The organism is Actinoplanes sp. HUAS TT8 (assembly GCF_051380535.1).
GTDB lineage: Bacteria > Actinomycetota > Actinomycetes > Mycobacteriales > Micromonosporaceae > Actinoplanes.
In genome coordinates, this window is record NZ_CP195646.1 from 4411211 (window position 1) to 4430683 (window position 19473).

Sequence of the window (19473 nt, forward strand, 5' to 3'; positions counted from 1 at the left end):
CGACCCCGACCGGGCCCGCCGAAAAGCGCGGCACCGCGGCGGTGAGGGCGTCGCTCGAACCGCACCGACCGACCAGGCCGGCCGAAAAGCGCGGCACCGCGGCGGTGAGGGCGTCGCTCGAACCGCACCGACCGACCAGGCCGGCCGAAAGCGCGGCACCGCGGCGGTGAGGGGGTTGGTCGGGGCCGTCAGACGTAGGGCTGCTTCGGCTCGTCGATCTCCTGCCAGGACTTGACGTCGATGTAGGCGACCTGCGCCTGGTTCACCGGGTCGGTCCCGACCTCGGTGCTGTAGACGCCGACGACCTCGACCCAGGCGTCCGGCGGCGCGTCCATCGCGGCGCCGGTCATGCCGACCTTGATCGGGCGGCCGTCGGCGGCGCAGCAGGTCAGCACGATGCGGGCGAGCATCGGTTTACCGTCCGGGCCGGGGGTGATGAAGCCGGTGAGCTTCACGTTGCGGCCGGCCAGGCTCTTGCCGCCGTCGAAGACGGCCCGGGACGCGTAGTCGAGCAGGCTCACCTCGACCGGGTCACCGTCGGGCAGCGGCGGGTAGTCCGAGGCGGCCGACAGGCCGACGCTGCCGGCCTGGCCCGCCGCGAACGAGCCCAGCGCCGGCGGTGAGATCAGCAGCAGCCCGAGCACCGGCAGCAGCAGCAACCAGCCGACCTTCGGCTCGTGATGCCCGTGACCGTGCCCGTCGTCGTGCCCGTGCCCGTCGTCGTCCGAGCCGTGGCCGTCCGAGCCGTGGCCGTCCGAGCCGTGGCCGTGGGCGTCGCCGGGCTCGGGGTCGCCGCGGCGGGCGGCCCGCAGGTCATACCACATCGTCATGAGCGCGGCGGCGACCAGCAGGAGGCCCGCGACCAGCAGGAACGGGCGCAGGCCCTCCTTGACGTAGCGGAGGAAGGTGTCGGTCACGGTCGCTTTGATGATCGCGCCGCCGAACAGAAGCATGATCACGGCCTGGGTCATGCGGCTCATAGGACGGCCATCCCGAAAGCGGAGCCGACCAGGATGGCGGCGACGAAGGTGGTGGGGGCGAAACGCATCGAGAAGCGGCGGCCGAACACGCCGGTCTGCATCGAGATCAGCTTGAGGTCGACCATCGGGCCCACGACCAGGAAGACCAGGCGGGACGTCAGGGAGAACTGGGACAGGCTGGCCGCGACGAAAGCATCGGCCTCGCTGCAGATCGACAGCAGCACGGCCAGGGTGGCCAGCGCGATCACCGAGAGCACCGGATAACCGGCCAGGCTCTGCAACCAGGCCGCCGGGATCACCACGTTGATCGTCGCCGCGGCGGCCGCGCCGAGGACCAGGAAGCCGCCGGCGTGCATGATGTCGTGCCGGCAGGCCGCCCAGAACGCGCGGGCCTTGGACTCGTCGTCCAGGTCGGGGCGATGCGGCAGCTTGATCCATTCCGGTTTGCCGATGCGCAGCCACAGCCAGCCCATGGCGACCGCGACGACCAGGCTGGCCACACCGCGGGCAACCGCCATCATCGGCTCGCCGGGGAACGCGATCACGGTCGCGGTCAGCACGATCGGGTTGATCGCCGGGGCGGCCAGCAGGAACGCGAGCGCCGCGGCCGGGGTCACCCCGCGCCGGATCAGGGAGCCGGCGATCGGCACGCTGCCGCACTCGCACCCGGGCAGGATCACGCCGGCGACCCCGGCCGCGGGCACGGCCAGCGCCGGGTGGCTGGGCAGCGCGCGGGCCCAGAAGCTGCGGGGCACGTAGACCGCGATGACCGCGGAAAGCACCACCCCGAAGACCAGGAACGGCACGGCCTGCACCAGCACCGAGACGAAGACGGTGGACCAGGTCTGCAGGGCGGCGCCGGAGAGCAGCCCGGCGATGCTGCCGCGGGCGAGCACGAGCAGGACGAGCACCACGGCCAGCACCTCGAGGGAGCCGATCGTCGTGCCTTTCTCCGCATCCGGTTCGGTCTTGCTCTCGGTCGTCGTAGTCGTGGTCACCAGCGGCTCCCTCATCCTTGCTCGGGCCGCGTAAAACTACCGCCTGCGGCCGACAAATCCAGCGCGTCCCACCGCTCGGATGACGATGTAAATAGATGCGTATGTCCTAATACGGATTTCGGCGACCAGCGGTTCAAGGGTTCGCCCGCGGCGAAACAGTCCGCAACCCGCGAGGTCAGGACCGCGGCCCATCGGGCTCCACAGATCGCCTGCCTAGGATGGCCGGATGCTCATCGGCCGCGACGACACCCTGCGCCAGGTGTCGGATCTCCTCCACGGCCCCGCCCCCGCGGTCCTGCTCACCGGCATCCCGGGCGCCGGCAAGACCGCCGTCCTGACCGCCGTCCAGCGGCAGGCGAGGAGGGTTCTGAAGGCCACCGGCGCCCTGAGCGACCGCCACCTCCCGTACGCCGCCCTGGCCGACCTGATCACCGACGACCAGCTCCTGGACAGCATCGCCGGTAACCCGCCCCACCCCTTGCGGCTGCGCCTGGACGTCCTGGCCTGGCTGGAGTCCGAGGCCGAGTCCGGTCCGCTTCTGATCACCCTGGACGACGCCCAGTGGTGCGACGAGACCTCCCTGTCGGTCCTGGGTTTCGTCGCCCGCCGCCTGAGCGGGACGAACGTCTCCTTCCTGGCCGCCTGCCGGGACAGCGAGATCCCGGCCGCCCTGGCCGGTCTGCCGGCGGTCCCGCTGCCCCCGTTGGACGAGCACGACGCGACGCGTCTGCTGAAGGATGCCGGGGTCGACCTGACCGGTTCCGCCCTGCCGAAGGTCCTGGATCGGGCCGCCGGTAACCCGCTCGCTCTGCTGGAGCTGGGCCGGGCGGCCGCCGCCGACACCGAGCCGACCACGGTCGAGCTGGCCTTCGCGGCCCGGTTCCGGGCGCTGCCGGCCGGCACCCGGGAGGCCCTGCTGCTGGTCGCCGCCGGTGACGGTGACCTGCGCACGGTCGGCCGGGTGACCAGTCCCGGGGCCCTGCTGCGCCGGCTGGCCCCGGCCGAGTCGGCCGGGCTGCTCACGATCACCGGCCGGGTCGCCCGGTTCCAGCATCCGCTGGCCCGGTCGGCCGCCTATCAGCTCGGCACGACCGAGGAGCGGGTCCGGGCCCACCGCCGGCTCGCCGCCGCCCACGAGGACGACCCGGACCGGCGGGTGTGGCATCTGGCCGAGGCCACCGTGGTCGCCGACGAGTCGGTGGCGGCGGCCCTGGTCGAGGTCGCCGAGCGGGCCGAGCGGCGCGGGGCGTACGCCGAGGCCACCCGCTCGCTGATCCGGGCCGCGGAGCTCAGCCCGGCCCCCGCCGACCGGGAGCACCGCACCCTGAACGCGGCCTGGACGGCCTCGGCGGGCGGCTTCTTCGAGTGGATCCTCCAGCTGGCCGGGCCGTTGCGGGACGGGTCCGAGGACCGTTCGACGCGGGCGGTGGCCGCCCAGATGCTGGCCTACGGCAACTCGCAGACGTCACGCCAGCAGAGCGCGTGGGGTCTGCTGCTGGACGCGCTCGGCCTGCTCCTCGACGAGCAGCCGAGCTGGGGGTGGTCGTCGCTGACGACTCTCGCGGTGCTCGCCTACCGCCGCGGCGCCGACGGCCCGGTGGTCCAGCAGTGGCTGGACCGCTACGACGAGGTGCTGGCCGGGCGCGGCGAGCCCGTCCCGCCGCGGATCCTGGCCTGCCGCGCCTGGATCCGGATGGCGATCACCCCGCTCGCCCAGCCGGCCGACATCCTGGAGCTGATCCGCACCGTGCGGACGCCGGACGGCCCGCCGGTCGAGATGGCGAACCTGGAGATGATGCTGGGTGCCGCCGCGTGGCTGCTGGACGACTCGCGCAACGCGCTGACCAGGCTGAGCCGGGCGGCCGACCTGTTCCGCAAGGGCGGTCCGGCCAACATGACGAACACGCTCATGACGCTGACCCAGGTGCAGCTGGACGTCGGGGACTTCGACGCCGCCGAGCAGTCGTCGCGCCTGCTCGTCGACCTGGCCGCGACCGTGCGGCACGCGTTCGCGGGCGAGCACGGCTTCGAGCTGGGGGCGCGGGCGGCCGCCGTACGCGGGAATGTGGATCTTGCTCGTGATATGTGCGGAAAGGGACTGCGCACCCTGGAGGCCGGCGAGTATCGGGTGCTGGAGGTGACCGGCCTGGTCACGCGCGCCTACATCGCGTTCGCGGAACGGGACGCGCAGGGCGCGTGGGATGCGCTGCGGCCGCTCTTCGATCGCGACGGCGAGCCGCTTCACCCGCACATCTCGTACCGGGAAATCGCTTTTTATGTCGTCACCGCGGTGCGCGCCGGTGCCCTGGAAGAGGTCCGGCCGGTCGTCGATCTGGCCGGGAAACGGCTGGCCGGGGCCGGTCCGCGGTTGCGGCTGCAGCTGGCCGCGGCGCGCGCGCAGCTGGCCGGGGACGACGCCGAGCCGCATCATCGGGCGGCGACCACCGATCCGATCGCGGCGCGGTGGCCCTTCGAGCTCGCCTGCGCCCGCCTCGAATACGGCGCCTGGCTTCGCCGGCGCCAACGATCGCGGGACGCTCGCGCTTCGCTTCAGGCGGCCTCGATGGCTTTTGTACGGATGGGAGCCCGCCCGTGGGCCGAGTTCGCCGCCGCCGAGCTGCGCGCGGCCGGGGTCACCGCGGCCGGCCCGGCCCCCTCGGCCTGGGCCGATCTGACCGGCCAGGAACGTGAGGTGGTCCGCCTGGCCGCCGCTGGCCTGACCAACCGGGAGATCGGCGCGTCCCTGTTCCTCTCCGCCCGGACCGTCTCCACGCACCTCTACAAGGCGTACCCCAAACTGGGGGTCACCTCGCGTTCTCAGCTGCGCGACCTGATCCCGGACGATCGCTCGTGAAGAACGTGATCAGCGCGGGCGCCAGCACCTCGGGGTCGACCGCGTGGGTCTGCCCGGGCAGCGTCTCCCGGCGGCCGTCGACCACCCCGGCCGCGACCGCCGTCACCGCCTCGGCCGCCCACGGCGGGCTGGCGCCGCCGTCGACGGCCAGCACCGGGACCTTCACCTCGGCCAGCAGATCGGCCGGGACACCGCTGTCACCGAGGATCGTCAGGTCGTAGGCGAGCGTCGGCGCGACCGCCTCCAGGGCGGCCCATCCGGGGCCCTGCCGGGCCTGGTCGATCATCGCGTCGGGCATGCCGGTCAGCCGCATGAAACCGCTGACCGCGTCGTCGCGCCGGCCCTCCCGGGCGGCCGCGATGACGGCCGCCGCGGCGTCACCGCGGTCGCCGCTGCGGAACGGGGGCTCGTAGACCGCCACCCGGGTGACCGGGCGGCCGGTCGCGGCGGCGCGCAGGGCGAGGGCCGAGCCGGAGGACATGCCGTACAGGATCGCGGTTCCGCCGGCCGCCTCGATCAGGGCGTCGAGGTCCTCGATCTCGCGCTCCACCGCGTACGGCGGGGTGTCGCCGCTGTCGCCGCGACCGCGCCGGTCGTAGTGCAGGGCGCTCAGGCCCGCGGCGGCGAGCAACTCGGCCAGGCGGGCGGTTCCGTGATCGATCCACCGATGCTGGAACGCGCCGCCGACGAGGACGACCGGCGGGCCGTCGCCGTACCGGTCGAACGCGATCGTGGTCCCGTCCCGCGAGGTCACCGTCTCCATGTGTCGCACGCTACTCGCGTGCGAGCCCGCAATACGTCAGCCGACGTATGCCGCGCGGGCCGGTCGGCTTCGTAGGGTTTTGACATGACTAGAACGGACATCCCCGGCTGCTCCTACCTCGGCGGCACGATCCTTCAGCTGACGGTGCGGACGAGGCGGTCCTTCAGGGTCGACAGCTGCTGTTCCGAGTAGAAGGTGCCGGCCCGGACGACGCCGGTGATCCGGTGCAGGTTCGCGGCGTCGTCGAGCGGGTTGGCGCCGAGCAGGACCAGGTCGGCCTCGCGGCCCGGCTCGACCGTGCCCATCGTGGCGGTGGCCTGCAGGAACTCGGCCGCGTTGACGGTCAGCATGCGCAGCAGGGTCAGCGGGGCGAGGCCGGCCTCGGCGAGCAGGTCGATCTCGTCGTGCAGGCCGGCGCCGGGCACGATCCAGACCGCGCCGGAGGAGTCGGTGCCGACGAGCATCCGTACGCCGGCCTCGTCGAACGTCTTGGCCAGGTAATATTCGTACCGGTGGGAGGCCCGCAGGATCTCCCGGTCGGCCGGGCTGAACCGGGCGAACCGTTTGACCGCGCCGTCCCAGGTGCGGCGGGTGGCCGGGGTCATGTAGCGCAGGTCCTGATCGGCCGGGAAGCCCGGATCGTCGCAGAGCTTGCTGGTCTTCTGCCGGATCAGCGTGGGCACGTGCCAAGTTCCGTCCGCCGCGAAGCGTTCTCCCAGCTCACGGGCCCGCCCCTCGTCGTAGTGCCGGACCGCCTCGTCGAGCAGGGCCAGGTCGGCCGGCTTGTTCAGCTGGACCGGGTTGAGCACGATCCGGCGCAGCACGGCGGCCAGGATCCGGTCCGCGAACGGCAGCCGGAACGACGGCAGGCGCAGCCGCTGGTCACCGGTCGCCGGGATCTCGCTGTGCCCGTCGCAGCAACCCAGCACGCCCAGGCCGGACCCGAAGTGCTCGATCGACCGCATGCCGATCTTGGAGGCGCGCAGGACGTCGAGGCCGGCCGGCAGGTGCCCGACGATCGGCACCCCGAGCCGCAGCGCCTCGGCCTGGGCGTCGAAGAAGCTCTCGGCGGTCATCGCGGCCGACTTGACGAAGTCGGCGCCGGCCGCGACCTGGGTCCGTACCGTCTCGGCGGTTTCTTCCGGTGTCGCCGTGTTCAGCATGGTCAGAAGCGGACCCGGCATGGCCAGCAACGCCGGGGACGCCTTGGGCAGACGCAACTCGCCGTTCGCCCGGGCCCGGAGCAGGCTCAGGTCGCCGTGCATCTGCCGGAAACCGGTGATGCCGTGTGCCAGCATCAGTTCCAGGGTGGCGCCGACCTGGCCGGGCTGCCCGAGCGGGTGCGCGTGCATGTCGTTGAAGCCCGGAACGACGTACCGCGAAGAAGCCTCGACCATCTCGGCGCCGGGAGGCGCCGGCAGAGCGGGACCGACCGCGGAGATCTTGCGATTTTCTATGAGTACGTCGGTTCCGGCGCTCAGCCCGCCGGCGCGGACGTCGACGACGGTGGCGTTGCGCAGCAGCAGAGCGCTCATCGGTTGAACAGCCTTTCGGCGTTGTCGCTGGTCAGGGCCCGCCAGGAGTCGTCGATGGTGTCGATCTGGGCGAGCGCGAGCGGGGCCGGCGTCCAGCAGTAGTCGCTGCCGTAAACCAGGCGGGACGTGCCGAAGGCGGCCTCCAGGGCGGGGATCTGCCGCGGGAACGGGGTGCCGGCCATGTCGAACCAGACGCGGCTGAGCTGATCGACAACGGACTCCTGCACGTCGGCGGCTCCGGGCACCAGCGCCTGGAACAGTTGCATCCGGTCGGCCAGCAGGGGCAGCGCTCCCCCGCCGTGGGTCAGGACCCAGCGGATCGCCGGGTAACGGGTCAGCACGCCGCTGAAGATCAGGTCACTGGCGGCGCGGGCCGTGTCGAAGAGGAACTCCAGCATCGGGCGGGGGCGGCCGAGGGCGATCTCCTCGGCGTGCGGCGGCGAGGTCGGGTGGACGAAGATCAGGGCGGAGCGGCGGTCGAGCTCGGCCCAGAGCGGCTCGTAGCGGGCGTCGCCCGGGTAGACGCCGTTGTGGTTGGTCTCCACCACGACTCCGTCCGCGTCGAGGTCGTCCAGAGCGTAGGTGGCCTCAGCGATCGAGGCGTCGACGTCCGGGAGCGGCAGGCTGGCAAAGTGCCCGAATTTATCTGGATATTTTGCCTTCTGCTGGGCGCCGAATTCGTTCACTTCGCGAGCCAGGGCCCGGTTTTCCAGCACCCCCGGCGACGAGACGGAGAGGTACGCCTTGTCGATGCCACCCCGGGCCATCAGGTCCAGGTGCTCGGCGGCGCTCCAGGCGGGCCACCCGGGCATGCCGTCCGGGCGCTCGATCCCGGTCGCGGCCGCATAGGCGTCGGTCACGAAATGGGCATGTACGTCGATCAGTCCGGTCATGGTGTGCAACCGTAGGAGCCATGACCGGTGAACGGAATGCCCTATGCCACTGAGCGGCACACCGGTTATCGAACGCGCGTTCACCCTGCTCCGCACGTTCGACGCCACCCACCGGGCGCAGGGCCTGGCCGACCTGGCCCGCCGCGCCGACCTGCCCCGCAGCAGCGCCCTGCGCCTGGCCCGCACCCTCGTCGAGGCCGGCGCCCTGGAACGCCTCGACGACGGGCGGTACGTGATCGGCCTGCACCTGCTGGAGATCGCCTCCCTCGCCCCGCGCGGCCACGGCCTGCGCGCGGTCGCGATGCCGTACCTGGAGGACCTATTCCACGTCACCCGCCAGCACGTGCTGCTCGCCGTCCGCGACAACGACGAGGCCCTGCTCGTCGAACGCCTCTCGGCCCGCGACGCGAGCCCGGTCCGCTACCGCGTCGGCGGACGCCTCCCCCTGACCGCCACCGGCGTCGGGCTGGTGCTGCTCGCCCACGCGCCGGCCGAGATCCAGGAAGCGGTGCTCGCCGCCTACCGGGCCGGTGACGGTGACACCGACATCCAGGGCACCGCTGACCTGCGGCGGGTTCTTGCTGAGGTACGGCGTGGCGGCTACGCCTTCGGCCGGCAGAACCGCCCGTGGGCGATGAGCACGGTCGCCGCCCCGATCCACGCGGCCGACCAGGTGGTGGCCGCACTGTCGGTGGTGGCGCCGAGCGCGGGCTTCGAGGCGGCACCGTACGGCCTGGCCGTCCAGGCGGCCGCCCGCGCCGTCTCCCGCCAGCTGTCCACCGTCCCCGCCGCCGACCTCCTGCTGTCCTGACACGGGCCTCTAAGGCAGGTGGGTGCTCTACGCGGTTCCCGAACTGGACACCGCGGATCATCAGGTCCTCCGAGAACTCGACACGATGCGGGCTGCGCTCGGCGCACACCTGCGGTCCGAGCCGCGGTGGGCGATCCAACTACGTCGGAACCTGTTCGCCGCGGCCGTCCGGGGCTCCAACGCCATTGAGAACATCACGATCAGCAGCGCGAATGCACGGGCACTTGTCGAACACGCCCCGATGTCCGCCGCGGCCGGCGACGAGACACAGCAGGCGGTGATCGGATACCGCGATGCCATGACCTACGTGCAGCAGACCCCCTCATGACCTTCTTCGAGTACTCGGAGACGCTGCTGTCTGCGCTGCATTTCATGATCACGAAGTACCAGCCGGCGAAGTGGCCGGGCCGCTATCGGGCCGGCGGAATCTTCGTGTCCAGCTCCGATCCTTTGGAACCGATGTACACGGGCCCCGACCCCGATCTCGTCCCTGGACTCATGACCGAACTGGTCACGTGGCTGCGCGACGGCGACCTGGATGCCCCGGCCTATGCGCGAGCGGCAATGGCCCACCTGAACCTTGTAGCCATCCACCCCTGGCGGGACGGCAACGGCCGGACAGCACGCGCGCTGCACACCCTGATCCTGGCCCGCACCGGTGAGCCGGCACCCGAGTTCTCCTCGATCGAGGAATGGCTCGGCGAACAGATCAACACCGTGCAGTACTACGAAGCGCTGCGCACCACGCAAGGTGGCCGCTTCCAGCCTGGCCGTGACGCCCGCCCGTGGCTCAAGTTCGTGCTGTCGGCCCACCATCGCCAAGCCCAGCGGGTGCAACGACGATATGAGTGGACCGTGCTGCTCTGGAACGATCTGGCGCACCTCGCCACGGAACGGAACCTGGCCGAGCGCACCGTGTCCGCTCTCTACGCCGCCGCAATCGGCGAGTTGAGGCGGACCACCTACCAGCAGGACGAGGAGCTCAGCCGCGACCAGGCCATCCGCGACATCCAGGCGCTGACCCGGGCCGGCCTGCTGACCGCGCGCGGCCACGCGACCGGCCGGGTCTATGAACTCGCCGGGGTCGCCTCGGAAATCGCGGAGGCCGCCGCCGCGGCGGTACGCGGGCCTGGCCGCGACCCGTACGAGTAGCCGGAGTCGCAGGCCCCGGAAACGGCGATTCGGCCATTCTGTGCGTACCCACCCGCCGCGGCCGTCGGCCCGATCGTGGTGACCAATCAGCCGCCGCGATTCGCCGCTTCACATTCCAGGTCAGCCGCCCCCTACTCTCCGGAAAAAGATTGGCTCGGGAATCCGCTGCTCGCCAGGTACAGGTGAAGAAATTCCGTCAAGACATCGGTGTGCCTTCCATCGATGAAGAGCTCTCCGCGCTCCGCCAGATGGTCGGCCACGCGCTCAGCCAACCGCCGGACCGCTGCATCGCCGGGACCGGGTCTGCAGTCCGCATCGCCTTCCCGCCATCGGCTGATCCATCCCTCGACCTCGTAGGCCCACCAGACACGGCCCATTCCCAGCTCCTGAAAAGGTTCGGGGAAATCGTCGCGATCGGCCAGTTGCTGGATCCGTTGCCGGGAGAGGCCGAGCCGGATCGCGATCTCCCTCGCACCCATCAGCCGGGGAAGCAGCCGCTGCCTCATGGACACAACAGCTCGTAGTGGCCGTGCGCGTTGCGCCGGACCGCGTGTTCCTGACGACCGCCGCTCCGGGCGGCCGTGACTGCGGCCACGAACCGGCGCAAGGCATCGGGCACCTTCTCCGGATGCGGTCGCAGAAAGATCACCCCACGACGCTCGTCGAGACTGAGCCCGTTGATGTCCAGCGGAATGCCGTCCAAGTTGATCTGTACCTCGGCATCAAGCCCGATCGCCGCCAGGGCCGCGATCAACTCCCTCTGCGTGATCACACTTCCTCCTTCGAACCATCGACGATCAATTCACCCGTACGGCCGGTGGCCCGGCGGGTGACTATCAGCGAACCGTGAGTTCGACCGGGAGGGGAGGCGATCCAACCGTCAAATCCGTCAACCAGGCCGGAAATGATCAATTCACCCGGCTAATATCGCCCCTACTTCGATCGTTTCCGGGAGGAGGCGTCACGACACGGGATCGCGCGAACAAGGCATTGGCCGGCTATCTCATCGAGGCGGGCATGACGCCACGTGCGCTCTCCCGCGAACTCAACCGACGTTTCGGTCCCGCGACACTGGCCGAGACGGCTCCCTACCATTGGCGTGACGCCGGCGGGGTCCCGCGCAGTCCACTGCCCGCACTGGCCGCATACGTGCTCTCGCGACGCCTGGGACGACGGGTGACTCCCGCCGATCTCTGGCCCGGCGTCGACGTGCCGGCCGGTGGCACGCTGGTGGTGGACTCCAGCGTCGGTATGGCGGCGCCATGGACCGCCGGAGGCTTGCTTCACATCGCTGAGGACTGGCTGCTGGGAGGACTGGTGGACCGCAGGCTCTTTCTGACAGTGTCCGGTTCCGCCCTCGCCCGCGCAGTCACCGTGTTCCTGAACGACCAGACCCTCATCGGCGAGACCCGGCCACCGGCGACGGTGGACGATCCTCTGGTCGATCAGATCGAATCGACTGTGCCCAAACTGCAGGTCCTGGATGACGAGCAGGGCGGCGCGAGCGGCCTGCAATACGTAGGCGCCCAGATGCGCGCTGTCATGCTGCTTCTCCACGAGGGCGGGCACAGCGACAGCACTCGCCTGCGCCTTCTACGCGTCCTCGCCGACCTGGCCCAGCTCGCCGGCTGGAAAGCGTTCGACGCGGCCCAGAACGGCCTCGCGCAGCGATATCTGTTCACCGGGCTGCGGGCCGCTCACGAAGCCGGTTACCGCCCGATGGCCGCGCACATTCTCGCCGACCTTTCCTTTCAGGCCGCGTCGCTCGGAGACGTCGTGGACGGAGTCACTCTGGGTGAGGCGAGCCGGCGGGTCGCCGCCAGATCGGCGCCCAGCGTACGAGCGTCGGTCGATTCACGGCTGGCCTTCGCCTACGCCGCGGCGGGACGGCCGCGTGACTGCGAGCGGGCCTGGCTGCAGTCGCGAGAGCACCTCACGCACCGCGCCGCACAGTGTGATCCCGAGTGGATGTACTACCTGACCGCCAATCATCTCGACTGCCAAGCTGGATACGCCATGATCCTCGCAGGCCGCAACGCGGTCGACGCCGGCGACAGATCGAACGGACGTGCACTGCTCCGCCGAGGCGCGGGCCTGCTGCGCACTGGCGCCTACCGACGCCCTGTCGGCCTGCCGTACCAGCGCCGAGCGATGTACGAGGGCGCCTGGCTCGCCCTCGGATATGCGGCTCACGGCAAACTCGACGATGCGTGCGCCGTCGCTGAGCTCGCCCTGCCCCGCCTGGAGCGGGTCCGTTCGCCCCGCAGCACGGCCCTGCTGACCACACTCGCCGTGGATCTTCGTCGCCGCAAGCGCCACCACACCGTCGAGCGACTTCTGCCCCGGCTCGAACAGGCTCTCGGCAACAGCGGTCAACGATCGCGGACGACGTGAACGGAACACGTAGCGAGGCGATCGTCATCGGCGCCGGCGTCATCGGCCTGACCACGGCGCTATGCCTGGCCGGCGCAGGCTTCCGGGTCGAGGTCTGGACAGCGGAGAATCCCGGCGACACCACTTCCGTGGCGGCCGGTGCCATGTGGGGGCCGTACCACGCCGAACCGCTCGACCGCGTGACCGCGTGGAGCGATCGCACCCTCGCCGTTCTCCAGGATCTCAGCCGGGAGCCGTCGAGCGGCGTCCGTCTCGTCGCCGGCATCGAAGCGTCCCGCGTTCCCGCAGGTCCGCCACCCTGGTCTCTCGAGCTCCACGGATTCCGCATGTGCGCGCCGCACGAATTACCCACGGGTTTCTCGGCGGCTTGGCGGTACACCGCACCACTGGTGGAGATGCCGGTCTATATCAACTACCTGCTGCACCGTTTTCTGGAGACCGGTGGATCACTTGAGACCCGGGCCATCAGCCGTCTCCACGAGGCCACCACACACGCCGATCTGGTCGTCAACTGCGCCGGCATGGGCGCCCGCGCCCTGGTCCCTGACCGGGCCCTCTACCCGGTACGCGGCCAGCTCGTCGTCGTGGAGAACCCCGGCATCACCGAATTCTTCTCCGAAGAAACCGGCAGCTCGCCCCACCTGACGCACTGGTATCCCTTTGGGGACAGGCTTGTCCTCGGCGGGACCGCCCAACCAGACATATGGGATCGCCAGCCGGATTCCACGATGGCCGAGGCGATCATCCGGCGCTGCTCGGAGATCGAGCCGAGCCTGTGCAGCGCCACCATCCTCGCCCATCGTGTCGGGCTTCGGCCTACCCGTGCACGCGTCCGGGTCGAGAGCCACGGCCGGGTCATTCACAACTACGGACACGGGGGCGCCGGAGTCACCCTGTCATGGGGTTGTGCCGAGGAGGTCGTAGCACTCGCTCTCCGCCGGCGCTGAAGAATCGCTCTTATGAACTCTGGCGGCGGGCTTCTCTGTGTCATCGTCTGTGCGGCCGGGCCGGCCGGCGAGGTGGGGCGACTGGTCGCGGCGGCGCTGGCCGACGGTTGGACCGTGCAGGTCGTCGCGACGCCGGCGGCGGTCGACTTCATCGACGTGGAGGCGCTGGAGGGGCAGACCGGGCGGCCGGTCCGCAGCCGGTACCGGAAGCCGGGTGAGCCGCGGAGCCCGCGGGCGGATGCCATCGTGGTGGCGCCGGCCACCTACAACACGGTCAACAAGTTCGCGCTGGGTATCGCCGACATCTATGCGCTCGGGCTGCTCGCCGAGGCGCCCGGGCTGGGGATTCCTGTCCTGGTCCTGCCGTATGTGAACACCGCGCTCGCGGGCCGGGCGCCGTTCCGCCGCAGTGTCGAGCGGCTGCGGGCCGAGGGGATCCGGGTGGTGTTCGAGCCGCACGAGCCGGGGGCCGCGACCGAGTTCCCGTGGCACCTGGCACTGGACGTGCGGTGATGCAAAGCCGTCGATGGGTAGTGCGGTGTCCACCCCGGCGTCACCCGGCCGTCATGGTCGGGGACTTGGGTGGGCGGCATGGCAACTCGTCGTCAGCTTCTCTCCGCCGCCGCCCTCGCCGCGGGTGCCGCTGCGCTTCCGGGTGGCGCCGCGTACGCGTCCGCGCCGGCCGACCTCTTTCCCATCGGTGTGGCCAGTGGTGACCCGCTGCCCGATGCGGTGATCCTGTGGACGCGTCTCATCAGCGACACCGGTCTGCCGCACCGGCCGGTCGAGGTCGAGTGGCAGGTGGCCCGGGACGAGCACTTCCGGCGGGTGGTCCGGTCCGGCCGCACGGTCGCGCGGCCCGAGCTCGCGCATTCGGTGCATGTGGACGCCCGCGGCCTGGACGCCGGTCACGAATACTTCTACCGTTTCCGGGCGCTGGGCCGGATCAGCCCGACCGGGCGGACCAGGACCGCGCACGCCACCGGCTCGCTGCGCTTCGGCATCGTCAACTGCCAGGATTTCCAGAACGGGTACTGGCCGGCCTACTGGGGGCTGGCCGCCGAGGACCTCGACGTGGTCCTGCACCTGGGCGATTACATCTACGAGTACGACCCGTCCAGCGTGTTCGCCGATCGCCGGCACACCACGCCGCAGACTCTCGGCCTCGACCAGCTGGTCACGCTGGACGACTACCGGGCCCGGCACGTGCAGTACAAGGGTGACCCGGCGCTGCGGGCGGCGCACGCGGCGTTCCCGTGGATCGTGACCTGGGACGACCACGAGACCGAGAACAACTACGCGAACCTGGTCGACGAGGTCGATGACACCGGCGCCGAGCGGCAGACGCCGGCGCAGTTCGCCAAGCAGCGGGCGGCCGCGTACCAGGCGTACTACGAGCACATGCCGATCCGGGCCGATCTGCGCCCGGGCTGCGCCGATCTGCGGATCTTCCGCCGTTTCGACTTCGGGCGGCTGGTGCGGTTCAACGTGCTGGACACCCGGCAGTACCGGACCGACCAGCCCGGCGGCTTCTCGGGCGACTTCGGTCTGGCCGAGGCCGGGCTGGCCAACACGGCCGGCACGCTGACCGGCGAGGATCAGGAACGCTGGCTGCTCCGTGGCCTCGACCGCAGTCCGGCCCGGTGGAACGTCATCGCTCAGCAGGTGATGATGAGCCGGATCAAGTTCCCCAACCCGACCGGGGCCGGGCCGGCCACGCTGGCCAACCTCGACCAGTGGGACGGCTACGCGCCGCAGCGCACCCGGCTGCTGCAGCACCTGCACGACGCGAAGGTCGCCAACCCGGTGGTGCTCGCCGGTGACATCCACTCCAGCTGGTTCAGCGAGCTGAAGCTGGACTTCGACCGGCCCGAGCAGGCCTCGGTCGCGGTCGAGTTCACCGCCACCTCGGTGAGTTCGGACTTCCCGGCCGCCTTCGACGCGCCGATCAAGGCGCTCAACCCGACGCTCAACCCGCACGTGCGCTATTTCGACGGTTCGCGCCGCGGATATCTGCGCTGCGTGGTGGACCGCCACGAGTGGCGTACGGACGCGCGCACGGTCGAGACGATCGCCGTGCGGGAGGCCCCGGTCAGCACCAGCGCCTCCTACACGGTGGAGTCCGGAACGTCGGCGCTGGTGCGGAGCTGATTGAACGACGGGCCGTGGGCCGGCTCCGCCGTACCGGTCACTCGCTCGTCCAGGGCGGTGAGCAGTGCGGCGAGGTCCGGTTCCACGGCGAGGTCGTCGAGCGTGGCGGCGGGCAGGAACCCGGCGTCGGTGATGCCCCGTAGCGCGTCGACCAGCGGCGTCCAGAAGCCACCGAAGTCGAGCAGGCCGACCGGCTTGGCGTGCAGGCCCAGCTGACGCCAGGACCACACCTCGAAGATCTCCTCCAGGGTGCCGAGCCCGCCGGGGAGGGCGGCGAAGGCGTCGGCGTGCTCGGCCATCAGCGCCTTGCGTTCGTGCATGGTCTCGCAGATGTGCAGTTCGGTGAGTTCGTGGTGGGCCCACTCCCGGTCGATCATGCTCCGGGGCATCACGCCGATGACCTCGCCGCCGGCTTTCAACGCGCTGTCCGCGACGACGCCCATCAGGCCGCTGCGCCCGCCGCCGTAGACCAGGCCGATCCCCCGCCGGGCCAGTTCGGCGCCGACGTCGGCGGCCAGTCCGGCGTAGGCCGGGTCGTTCCCGTGGGACGAGGCGATGAAGACGGCGAGGCGGCGCATGGAGTCCCTCCGGCGGAGCGGCGACGAACGCACTGGTCTTATCACAGAGCCGTCCGCCCGGCCGCGGTGCTCACCACGTACGCCGAAATGAATGTGATCTTTGGGGTGGGCGGCCCCGGCGGGTCACCGGGCGGGTGGCATGCTCGGTGGGTGAGCGGCACTGACGTCATCGGGAACGGGTCGCCGCCCCGGCCCGTGCCGAGGTGGGTGGCGCCGCTGTTCGCGGTGCTGGGCGCGGCGACCATCCCGTGGACGGTCTATCTGTCGTTCACGCTGCCGCAGCGGATGCACACCGACAACTATCGGACCGCCTGGGTCGGGTTCGACGTGCTGCTGGTGCTCGGGTTGCTCACCACCGCCTATCTGGCCTGGCGCGGGCAGCCCCGGGTCGGGCTGGTGGCCGGCGCGACCGCGACGCTGCTGGTGGTCGACGCGTGGTTCGATCTGACGTTGTCGAACCGGACCGAGATGCTCGCGGCGGTGCTGTCGGCCGCGCTGATCGAGATTCCGCTCGCGGTGTTGTGCGGGTGGATCGCGTTGCACGTCGACCGCCTGGTGGAGCATCGCCTGCGCCGGCTGGCCCGAAGGACCGCGCGGCTGCGGGCCGCCGCGGCGGTCCTGCCCGGCACGCCGAAGGTCGGAAGGTCTCGCGCGCAGCGCCGGCGGGACCGGCGGTAATCACGCTCGGCTCCTTGCTGGGAGTTTCGTGGATTTTCGGTCCAGGTGGCGGTCCACGGGGGTGCTACCAGCGGATTGGCCGTTCATGAGTTTCTATTCGTAACGTGCTTGACATCTTGCCGAAAACGTTTTCGTAAGGAACGCTGACCTCCAAGGTGGACTCCGGGCCACCGCCACATCACCAAGACATCCCCGCCCGCCGGCGGCCGATTCCGGCTGCCCGCAAACACCGCTCGCCCCCGCAGCAAGGGTGGATTCCATCCGAATCAATCGAAACCTGTCGATCAATGCCCGGCTGACCGGGCGCCGACGAAAGGTGATCCCCCATGTCCCTCTCCCGACGCGAACTGCTCCTGGCCGGTGCGGCCGGCGCGGCCGGGGCCCTGCTGCCCGGCCTGGCCGAGGCACGGCCGGACAGCGGCGTCTCGGCCTACGCGTTCCCGCTCACCGCCGTCCGTCTGGGCGCCGGCCCGTTCGCCGACAACTCCGCGCGCACCCAGGAGTACCTGCGTTTCCTCGACGCCGACCGGCTGCTGCACATGTTCCGGGTCAACGCCGGCCTCGCCTCGTCGGCCACCCCGTGCGGCGGCTGGGAGTCGCCGACGACCGAGCTGCGCGGGCACTCGACCGGGCACGTGCTGTCGGCGCTGGCGCAGGCCTACGCGAGCACGGGTGACACGGCGTTCAAGACCAAGGGCGACTATCTGGTCGCTCAGCTCGCGCTCTGTCAGAAATCGAACGGCTTCCTGTCGGCGTACCCGGAAAGCTTCTTCGATCGTCTGGAGAGCGGGCAGAGCGTCTGGGCGCCGTATTACACGCTGCACAAGATCGTGGCGGGGCTGCTCGACCAATATCAGCTCGCCGGGAACGCGCAGGCCCGAACCGTTCTGGAACGGAAAGCGGCCTGGGTCCAGGCGAGAAACAGCCCTTTGACGTACGCCCAGCGCCAGCAAGTGCTGCGGACCGAGTTCGGTGGCATCGGGGAGACGCTGTTCAATCTCTACCAGGTCACCGAGAACGCCGCCCATCTGACCACCGCGCAGTATTTCGACCACGCCCAGATCCTCGACCCGCTCGCCGCCAACACCGACGCGCTGGCCGGATTCCACGCGAACACGCAGATCCCGAAGGCGATCGCGGCGATCCGCGGATTCCACGCCACCGGCACCACGCGCTATCGCGACATCGCGGTCAACTTCTGGAACTTCGTGGTGCGCCGGCACTCGTACGCGATCGGCGGTAATTCGAACGGCGAGTACTTCCAGACGCCGAACCAGATCGCGAGCCAGCTGTCGGACACCACCTGCGAGTGCTGCAACTCGTACAACATGCTGAAGCTGACCCGGCAGCTGTTCTTCACCGATCCGAGCCGGTCGGCCGAGTGGATGGACTTCTACGAGAAGGCGCTCTACAACCACCTGCTCGGCGCGCAGAACCCGAGCTCGGCGCACGGATTCCACTGCTATTACGTGCCACTGCGGGCCGGTGGGATCAAGAGCTACAGCAACGACTACGACAATTTCACCTGCTGTCACGGCACCGGCATGGAGACCAACACCAAATACGGCGACAGCATCTACTTCTACAACGGCAACACGCTGTTCGTGAACCTGTTCATCGCCTCGACGCTGACCTGGCCGGGGCTCGGCATCACGATCCAGCAGACCACCACGTACCCGGAGACGTCCACGTCGCGGCTGACCGTGACCGGGGCCGGCGCGATCGATCTGCGGATCCGCATCCCGTCGTGGACGACCGGCGCGCAGGTCAAGGTCAACGGCACGGTGACCGGCACGGCGACGCCCGGCACGTACCTGGCGATCAACCGGACCTGGGCCAGCGGCGACGTCGTCGACATCAGCCTGCCGATGGCGCTGACCACCGAGGCGACGCCGGACAACGCCGCGGTCCGGGCGGTCCGGCACGGACCGATCGTCCTGGCCGGGCAGTTCGGCACCCAGAACCTGACCGCATTGCCGACACTCGATCCGTCCAGCCTGACCGCCACCGGGGTGCCGCTGGAGTACACGACCGGTTCGGTGCTGCTGCGGCCGTTCTACAAAACCCACGGGCAGCGCTATTCGGTCTATTGGAACGTCACCGGAACACCGGCCCCGGAGATCAGATACCTGTTCGACGAGACATCCGGCACCACAGCGCTCGACACCGGCGGCAGCTCCCGTAACGGCACGCTTGCCGGGGGCGCGACGCGGACGACCGGACGCGCGGGAAACGCTGTCCTGCTGAACGGCTCCAACGCGTACGTCAATCTGCCGTCCGGAATTCTGAGCGGCGCGACCTCGTTCTCGATTGCTTTCTGGGTACGGGTCGACACCGCCACGACGTGGACGCGCGTCTTCGATTTCGGCAGCGGCACCGGGTCGTATCTGTTCCTGACGCCGCGCAGCAGCGCCGGCACCGCCCGGTACGCCATCACCAGTGGTGGCGCGGGCGCCGAGCAGCAGATCAACGCCCCGTCGGCGCTGGCCACGGGCACGTGGACGCACGTGGCGGTCACCCACACCGGCAACCTCGGCGTGCTCTATGTGAATGGCGCCGAAGTGGCCCGGAACAGCGCTTTGACGGTCCGGCCGTCGGCGCTCGGTTCCACCACCCAGAACTGGATCGGCCGCTCCCAGTACGCGGGCGATCCCTATCTCGCCGCGGCCGTGGACAACTTCCGGATCTACAGCCGGGCGTTGTCGGCGGCCGAGGTTTCCCAGGTTCAGTAGAGGAGCC

General features: G+C 70.3%; 18 protein-coding genes. 10 read left to right on the plus strand and 8 right to left on the minus strand.

Translation table 11 applies throughout. From position 1 onward, the window contains the following. Nucleotides 1–188 precede the first annotated feature (188 nt). Both ACSHV8_RS19880 and ACSHV8_RS19885 read right to left on the minus strand, forming a co-directional pair. Entirely contained in the window at nucleotides 189–980 is a 792-nt protein-coding gene (locus tag ACSHV8_RS19880) for a TIGR03943 family putative permease subunit (protein WP_436535219.1), read from the minus strand. Beyond that, nucleotides 977–1978, minus strand: coding sequence for a permease (locus tag ACSHV8_RS19885; RefSeq protein ID WP_436535220.1), 1002 nt, complete (start codon nucleotides 1976–1978; stop codon nucleotides 977–979). Before ACSHV8_RS19885 ends, ACSHV8_RS19880 begins: the two co-directional genes overlap by 4 nt. A 226-nt stretch (nucleotides 1979–2204) precedes the next feature. Between ACSHV8_RS19885 and ACSHV8_RS19890 the strand changes: the two genes are divergently transcribed. Continuing rightward, on the plus strand, nucleotides 2205–4832 hold the full coding sequence (locus ACSHV8_RS19890; protein WP_436535221.1) for an AAA family ATPase: 2628 nt from the start codon (nucleotides 2205–2207) through the stop codon (nucleotides 4830–4832). Here ACSHV8_RS19890 and ACSHV8_RS19895 read toward each other — a convergent pair. From ACSHV8_RS19895 to ACSHV8_RS19905, 3 genes are all read right to left on the minus strand, one after another. Further along, entirely contained in the window at nucleotides 4783–5595 is an 813-nt protein-coding gene (locus ACSHV8_RS19895; RefSeq protein WP_436535222.1) for an alpha/beta fold hydrolase, read from the minus strand. The two genes, ACSHV8_RS19890 and ACSHV8_RS19895, sit on opposite strands and share 50 nt — an antisense overlap. Before the next feature lie 134 nt (nucleotides 5596–5729). Continuing rightward, nucleotides 5730–7130, minus strand: a complete 1401-nt coding sequence (locus ACSHV8_RS19900; RefSeq protein WP_436535223.1) for an amidohydrolase family protein — start codon at nucleotides 7128–7130, stop codon at nucleotides 5730–5732. Next, nucleotides 7127–8023 (minus strand): amidohydrolase family protein, encoded by an 897-nt coding sequence (locus ACSHV8_RS19905; RefSeq protein ID WP_436535224.1) that lies wholly within the window; start codon nucleotides 8021–8023, stop codon nucleotides 7127–7129. Before ACSHV8_RS19905 ends, ACSHV8_RS19900 begins: the two co-directional genes overlap by 4 nt. A 43-nt stretch (nucleotides 8024–8066) precedes the next feature. Between ACSHV8_RS19905 and ACSHV8_RS19910 the strand changes: the two genes are divergently transcribed. Genes ACSHV8_RS19910 through ACSHV8_RS19920 form a run of 3 tightly spaced genes read left to right on the plus strand, consistent with a single transcriptional unit; the run spans nucleotide 8067 to nucleotide 9986 of the window. Further along, nucleotides 8067–8834 (plus strand): IclR family transcriptional regulator, encoded by a 768-nt coding sequence (locus ACSHV8_RS19910; RefSeq protein WP_436535225.1) that lies wholly within the window; start codon nucleotides 8067–8069, stop codon nucleotides 8832–8834. Nucleotides 8835–8856: 22 nt separating this feature from the next. Beyond that, complete coding sequence (locus ACSHV8_RS19915; protein WP_436535226.1) at nucleotides 8857–9162, plus strand: hypothetical protein; 306 nt, start codon at nucleotides 8857–8859, stop codon at nucleotides 9160–9162. Further along, on the plus strand, nucleotides 9159–9986 hold the full coding sequence (locus ACSHV8_RS19920) for a Fic family protein (protein ID WP_436535227.1): 828 nt from the start codon (nucleotides 9159–9161) through the stop codon (nucleotides 9984–9986). Before ACSHV8_RS19915 ends, ACSHV8_RS19920 begins: the two co-directional genes overlap by 4 nt. A 131-nt stretch (nucleotides 9987–10117) precedes the next feature. Here the strand turns inward: ACSHV8_RS19920 and ACSHV8_RS19925 are convergent, their stop codons facing one another. Together ACSHV8_RS19925 and ACSHV8_RS19930 are read right to left on the minus strand one after the other, a co-directional pair. After that, nucleotides 10118–10492: a helix-turn-helix transcriptional regulator gene (locus ACSHV8_RS19925; protein ID WP_436535228.1), complete on the minus strand. Its 375-nt coding sequence runs from the start codon at nucleotides 10490–10492 to the stop codon at nucleotides 10118–10120. Next, nucleotides 10489–10758, minus strand: coding sequence for a hypothetical protein (locus tag ACSHV8_RS19930; protein WP_436535229.1), 270 nt, complete (start codon nucleotides 10756–10758; stop codon nucleotides 10489–10491). Before ACSHV8_RS19930 ends, ACSHV8_RS19925 begins: the two co-directional genes overlap by 4 nt. A gap of 74 nt (nucleotides 10759–10832) precedes the next feature. Here ACSHV8_RS19930 and ACSHV8_RS19935 point away from each other — a divergent pair, with 74 nt between their 5' ends. The 4 genes from ACSHV8_RS19935 (at nucleotide 10833) to ACSHV8_RS19950 (ending at nucleotide 15478) form a co-directional block, all read left to right on the plus strand. Then, nucleotides 10833–12380, plus strand: a complete 1548-nt coding sequence (locus ACSHV8_RS19935; RefSeq protein WP_436535230.1) for a carph-isopro domain-containing protein — start codon at nucleotides 10833–10835, stop codon at nucleotides 12378–12380. After that, nucleotides 12377–13327, plus strand: coding sequence for an FAD-dependent oxidoreductase (locus ACSHV8_RS19940; protein ID WP_436535231.1), 951 nt, complete (start codon nucleotides 12377–12379; stop codon nucleotides 13325–13327). The genes ACSHV8_RS19935 and ACSHV8_RS19940 overlap by 4 nt, the downstream gene beginning before the upstream one ends. Before the next feature lie 12 nt (nucleotides 13328–13339). Continuing rightward, the gene (locus ACSHV8_RS19945) at nucleotides 13340–13840 is read left to right on the plus strand and encodes a flavoprotein (RefSeq protein WP_436535232.1); all 501 of its coding nucleotides are present in this window, start codon (nucleotides 13340–13342) and stop codon (nucleotides 13838–13840) included. A 78-nt stretch (nucleotides 13841–13918) separates the two neighbouring features. Then, nucleotides 13919–15478 (plus strand): alkaline phosphatase D family protein, encoded by a 1560-nt coding sequence (locus ACSHV8_RS19950; protein ID WP_436535233.1) that lies wholly within the window; start codon nucleotides 13919–13921, stop codon nucleotides 15476–15478. Here ACSHV8_RS19950 and ACSHV8_RS19955 read toward each other — a convergent pair. Beyond that, entirely contained in the window at nucleotides 15436–16056 is a 621-nt protein-coding gene (locus ACSHV8_RS19955; RefSeq protein ID WP_436535234.1) for a TIGR00730 family Rossman fold protein, read from the minus strand. The genes ACSHV8_RS19950 and ACSHV8_RS19955 overlap by 43 nt on opposite strands. Before the next feature lie 150 nt (nucleotides 16057–16206). Here ACSHV8_RS19955 and ACSHV8_RS19960 point away from each other — a divergent pair, with 150 nt between their 5' ends. Continuing rightward, nucleotides 16207–16734, plus strand: a complete 528-nt coding sequence (locus tag ACSHV8_RS19960) for a hypothetical protein (protein ID WP_436535235.1) — start codon at nucleotides 16207–16209, stop codon at nucleotides 16732–16734. Between the two features lie 326 nt (nucleotides 16735–17060). After that, entirely contained in the window at nucleotides 17061–19466 is a 2406-nt protein-coding gene (locus tag ACSHV8_RS19965) for a beta-L-arabinofuranosidase domain-containing protein (RefSeq protein ID WP_436535236.1), read from the plus strand. Nucleotides 19467–19473: the final 7 nt, after the last annotated feature.

Bases quoted from the DNA above. Each gene is read 5' to 3' on its own strand.
- ACSHV8_RS19880 (WP_436535219.1), bottom strand. From the start codon at position 980: ATGAGCCGCATGACCCAGGCCGTGATCATGCTTCTGTTCGGCGGCGCG.
- ACSHV8_RS19890 (WP_436535221.1), top strand. From the start codon at position 2,205: ATGCTCATCGGCCGCGACGACACCCTGCGCCAGGTGTCGGATCTCCTC.
- ACSHV8_RS19895 (WP_436535222.1), bottom strand. From the start codon at position 5,595: ATGGAGACGGTGACCTCGCGGGACGGGACCACGATCGCGTTCGACCGG.
- ACSHV8_RS19900 (WP_436535223.1), bottom strand. From the start codon at position 7,130: ATGAGCGCTCTGCTGCTGCGCAACGCCACCGTCGTCGACGTCCGCGCC.
- ACSHV8_RS19905 (WP_436535224.1), bottom strand. From the start codon at position 8,023: ATGACCGGACTGATCGACGTACATGCCCATTTCGTGACCGACGCCTAT.
- ACSHV8_RS19910 (WP_436535225.1), top strand. From the start codon at position 8,067: ATGCCACTGAGCGGCACACCGGTTATCGAACGCGCGTTCACCCTGCTC.
- ACSHV8_RS19920 (WP_436535227.1), top strand. From the start codon at position 9,159: ATGACCTTCTTCGAGTACTCGGAGACGCTGCTGTCTGCGCTGCATTTC.
- ACSHV8_RS19925 (WP_436535228.1), bottom strand. From the start codon at position 10,492: ATGAGGCAGCGGCTGCTTCCCCGGCTGATGGGTGCGAGGGAGATCGCG.
- ACSHV8_RS19945 (WP_436535232.1), top strand. From the start codon at position 13,340: ATGAACTCTGGCGGCGGGCTTCTCTGTGTCATCGTCTGTGCGGCCGGG.
- ACSHV8_RS19950 (WP_436535233.1), top strand. From the start codon at position 13,919: ATGGCAACTCGTCGTCAGCTTCTCTCCGCCGCCGCCCTCGCCGCGGGT.
- ACSHV8_RS19955 (WP_436535234.1), bottom strand. From the start codon at position 16,056: ATGCGCCGCCTCGCCGTCTTCATCGCCTCGTCCCACGGGAACGACCCG.
- ACSHV8_RS19965 (WP_436535236.1), top strand. From the start codon at position 17,061: ATGTCCCTCTCCCGACGCGAACTGCTCCTGGCCGGTGCGGCCGGCGCG.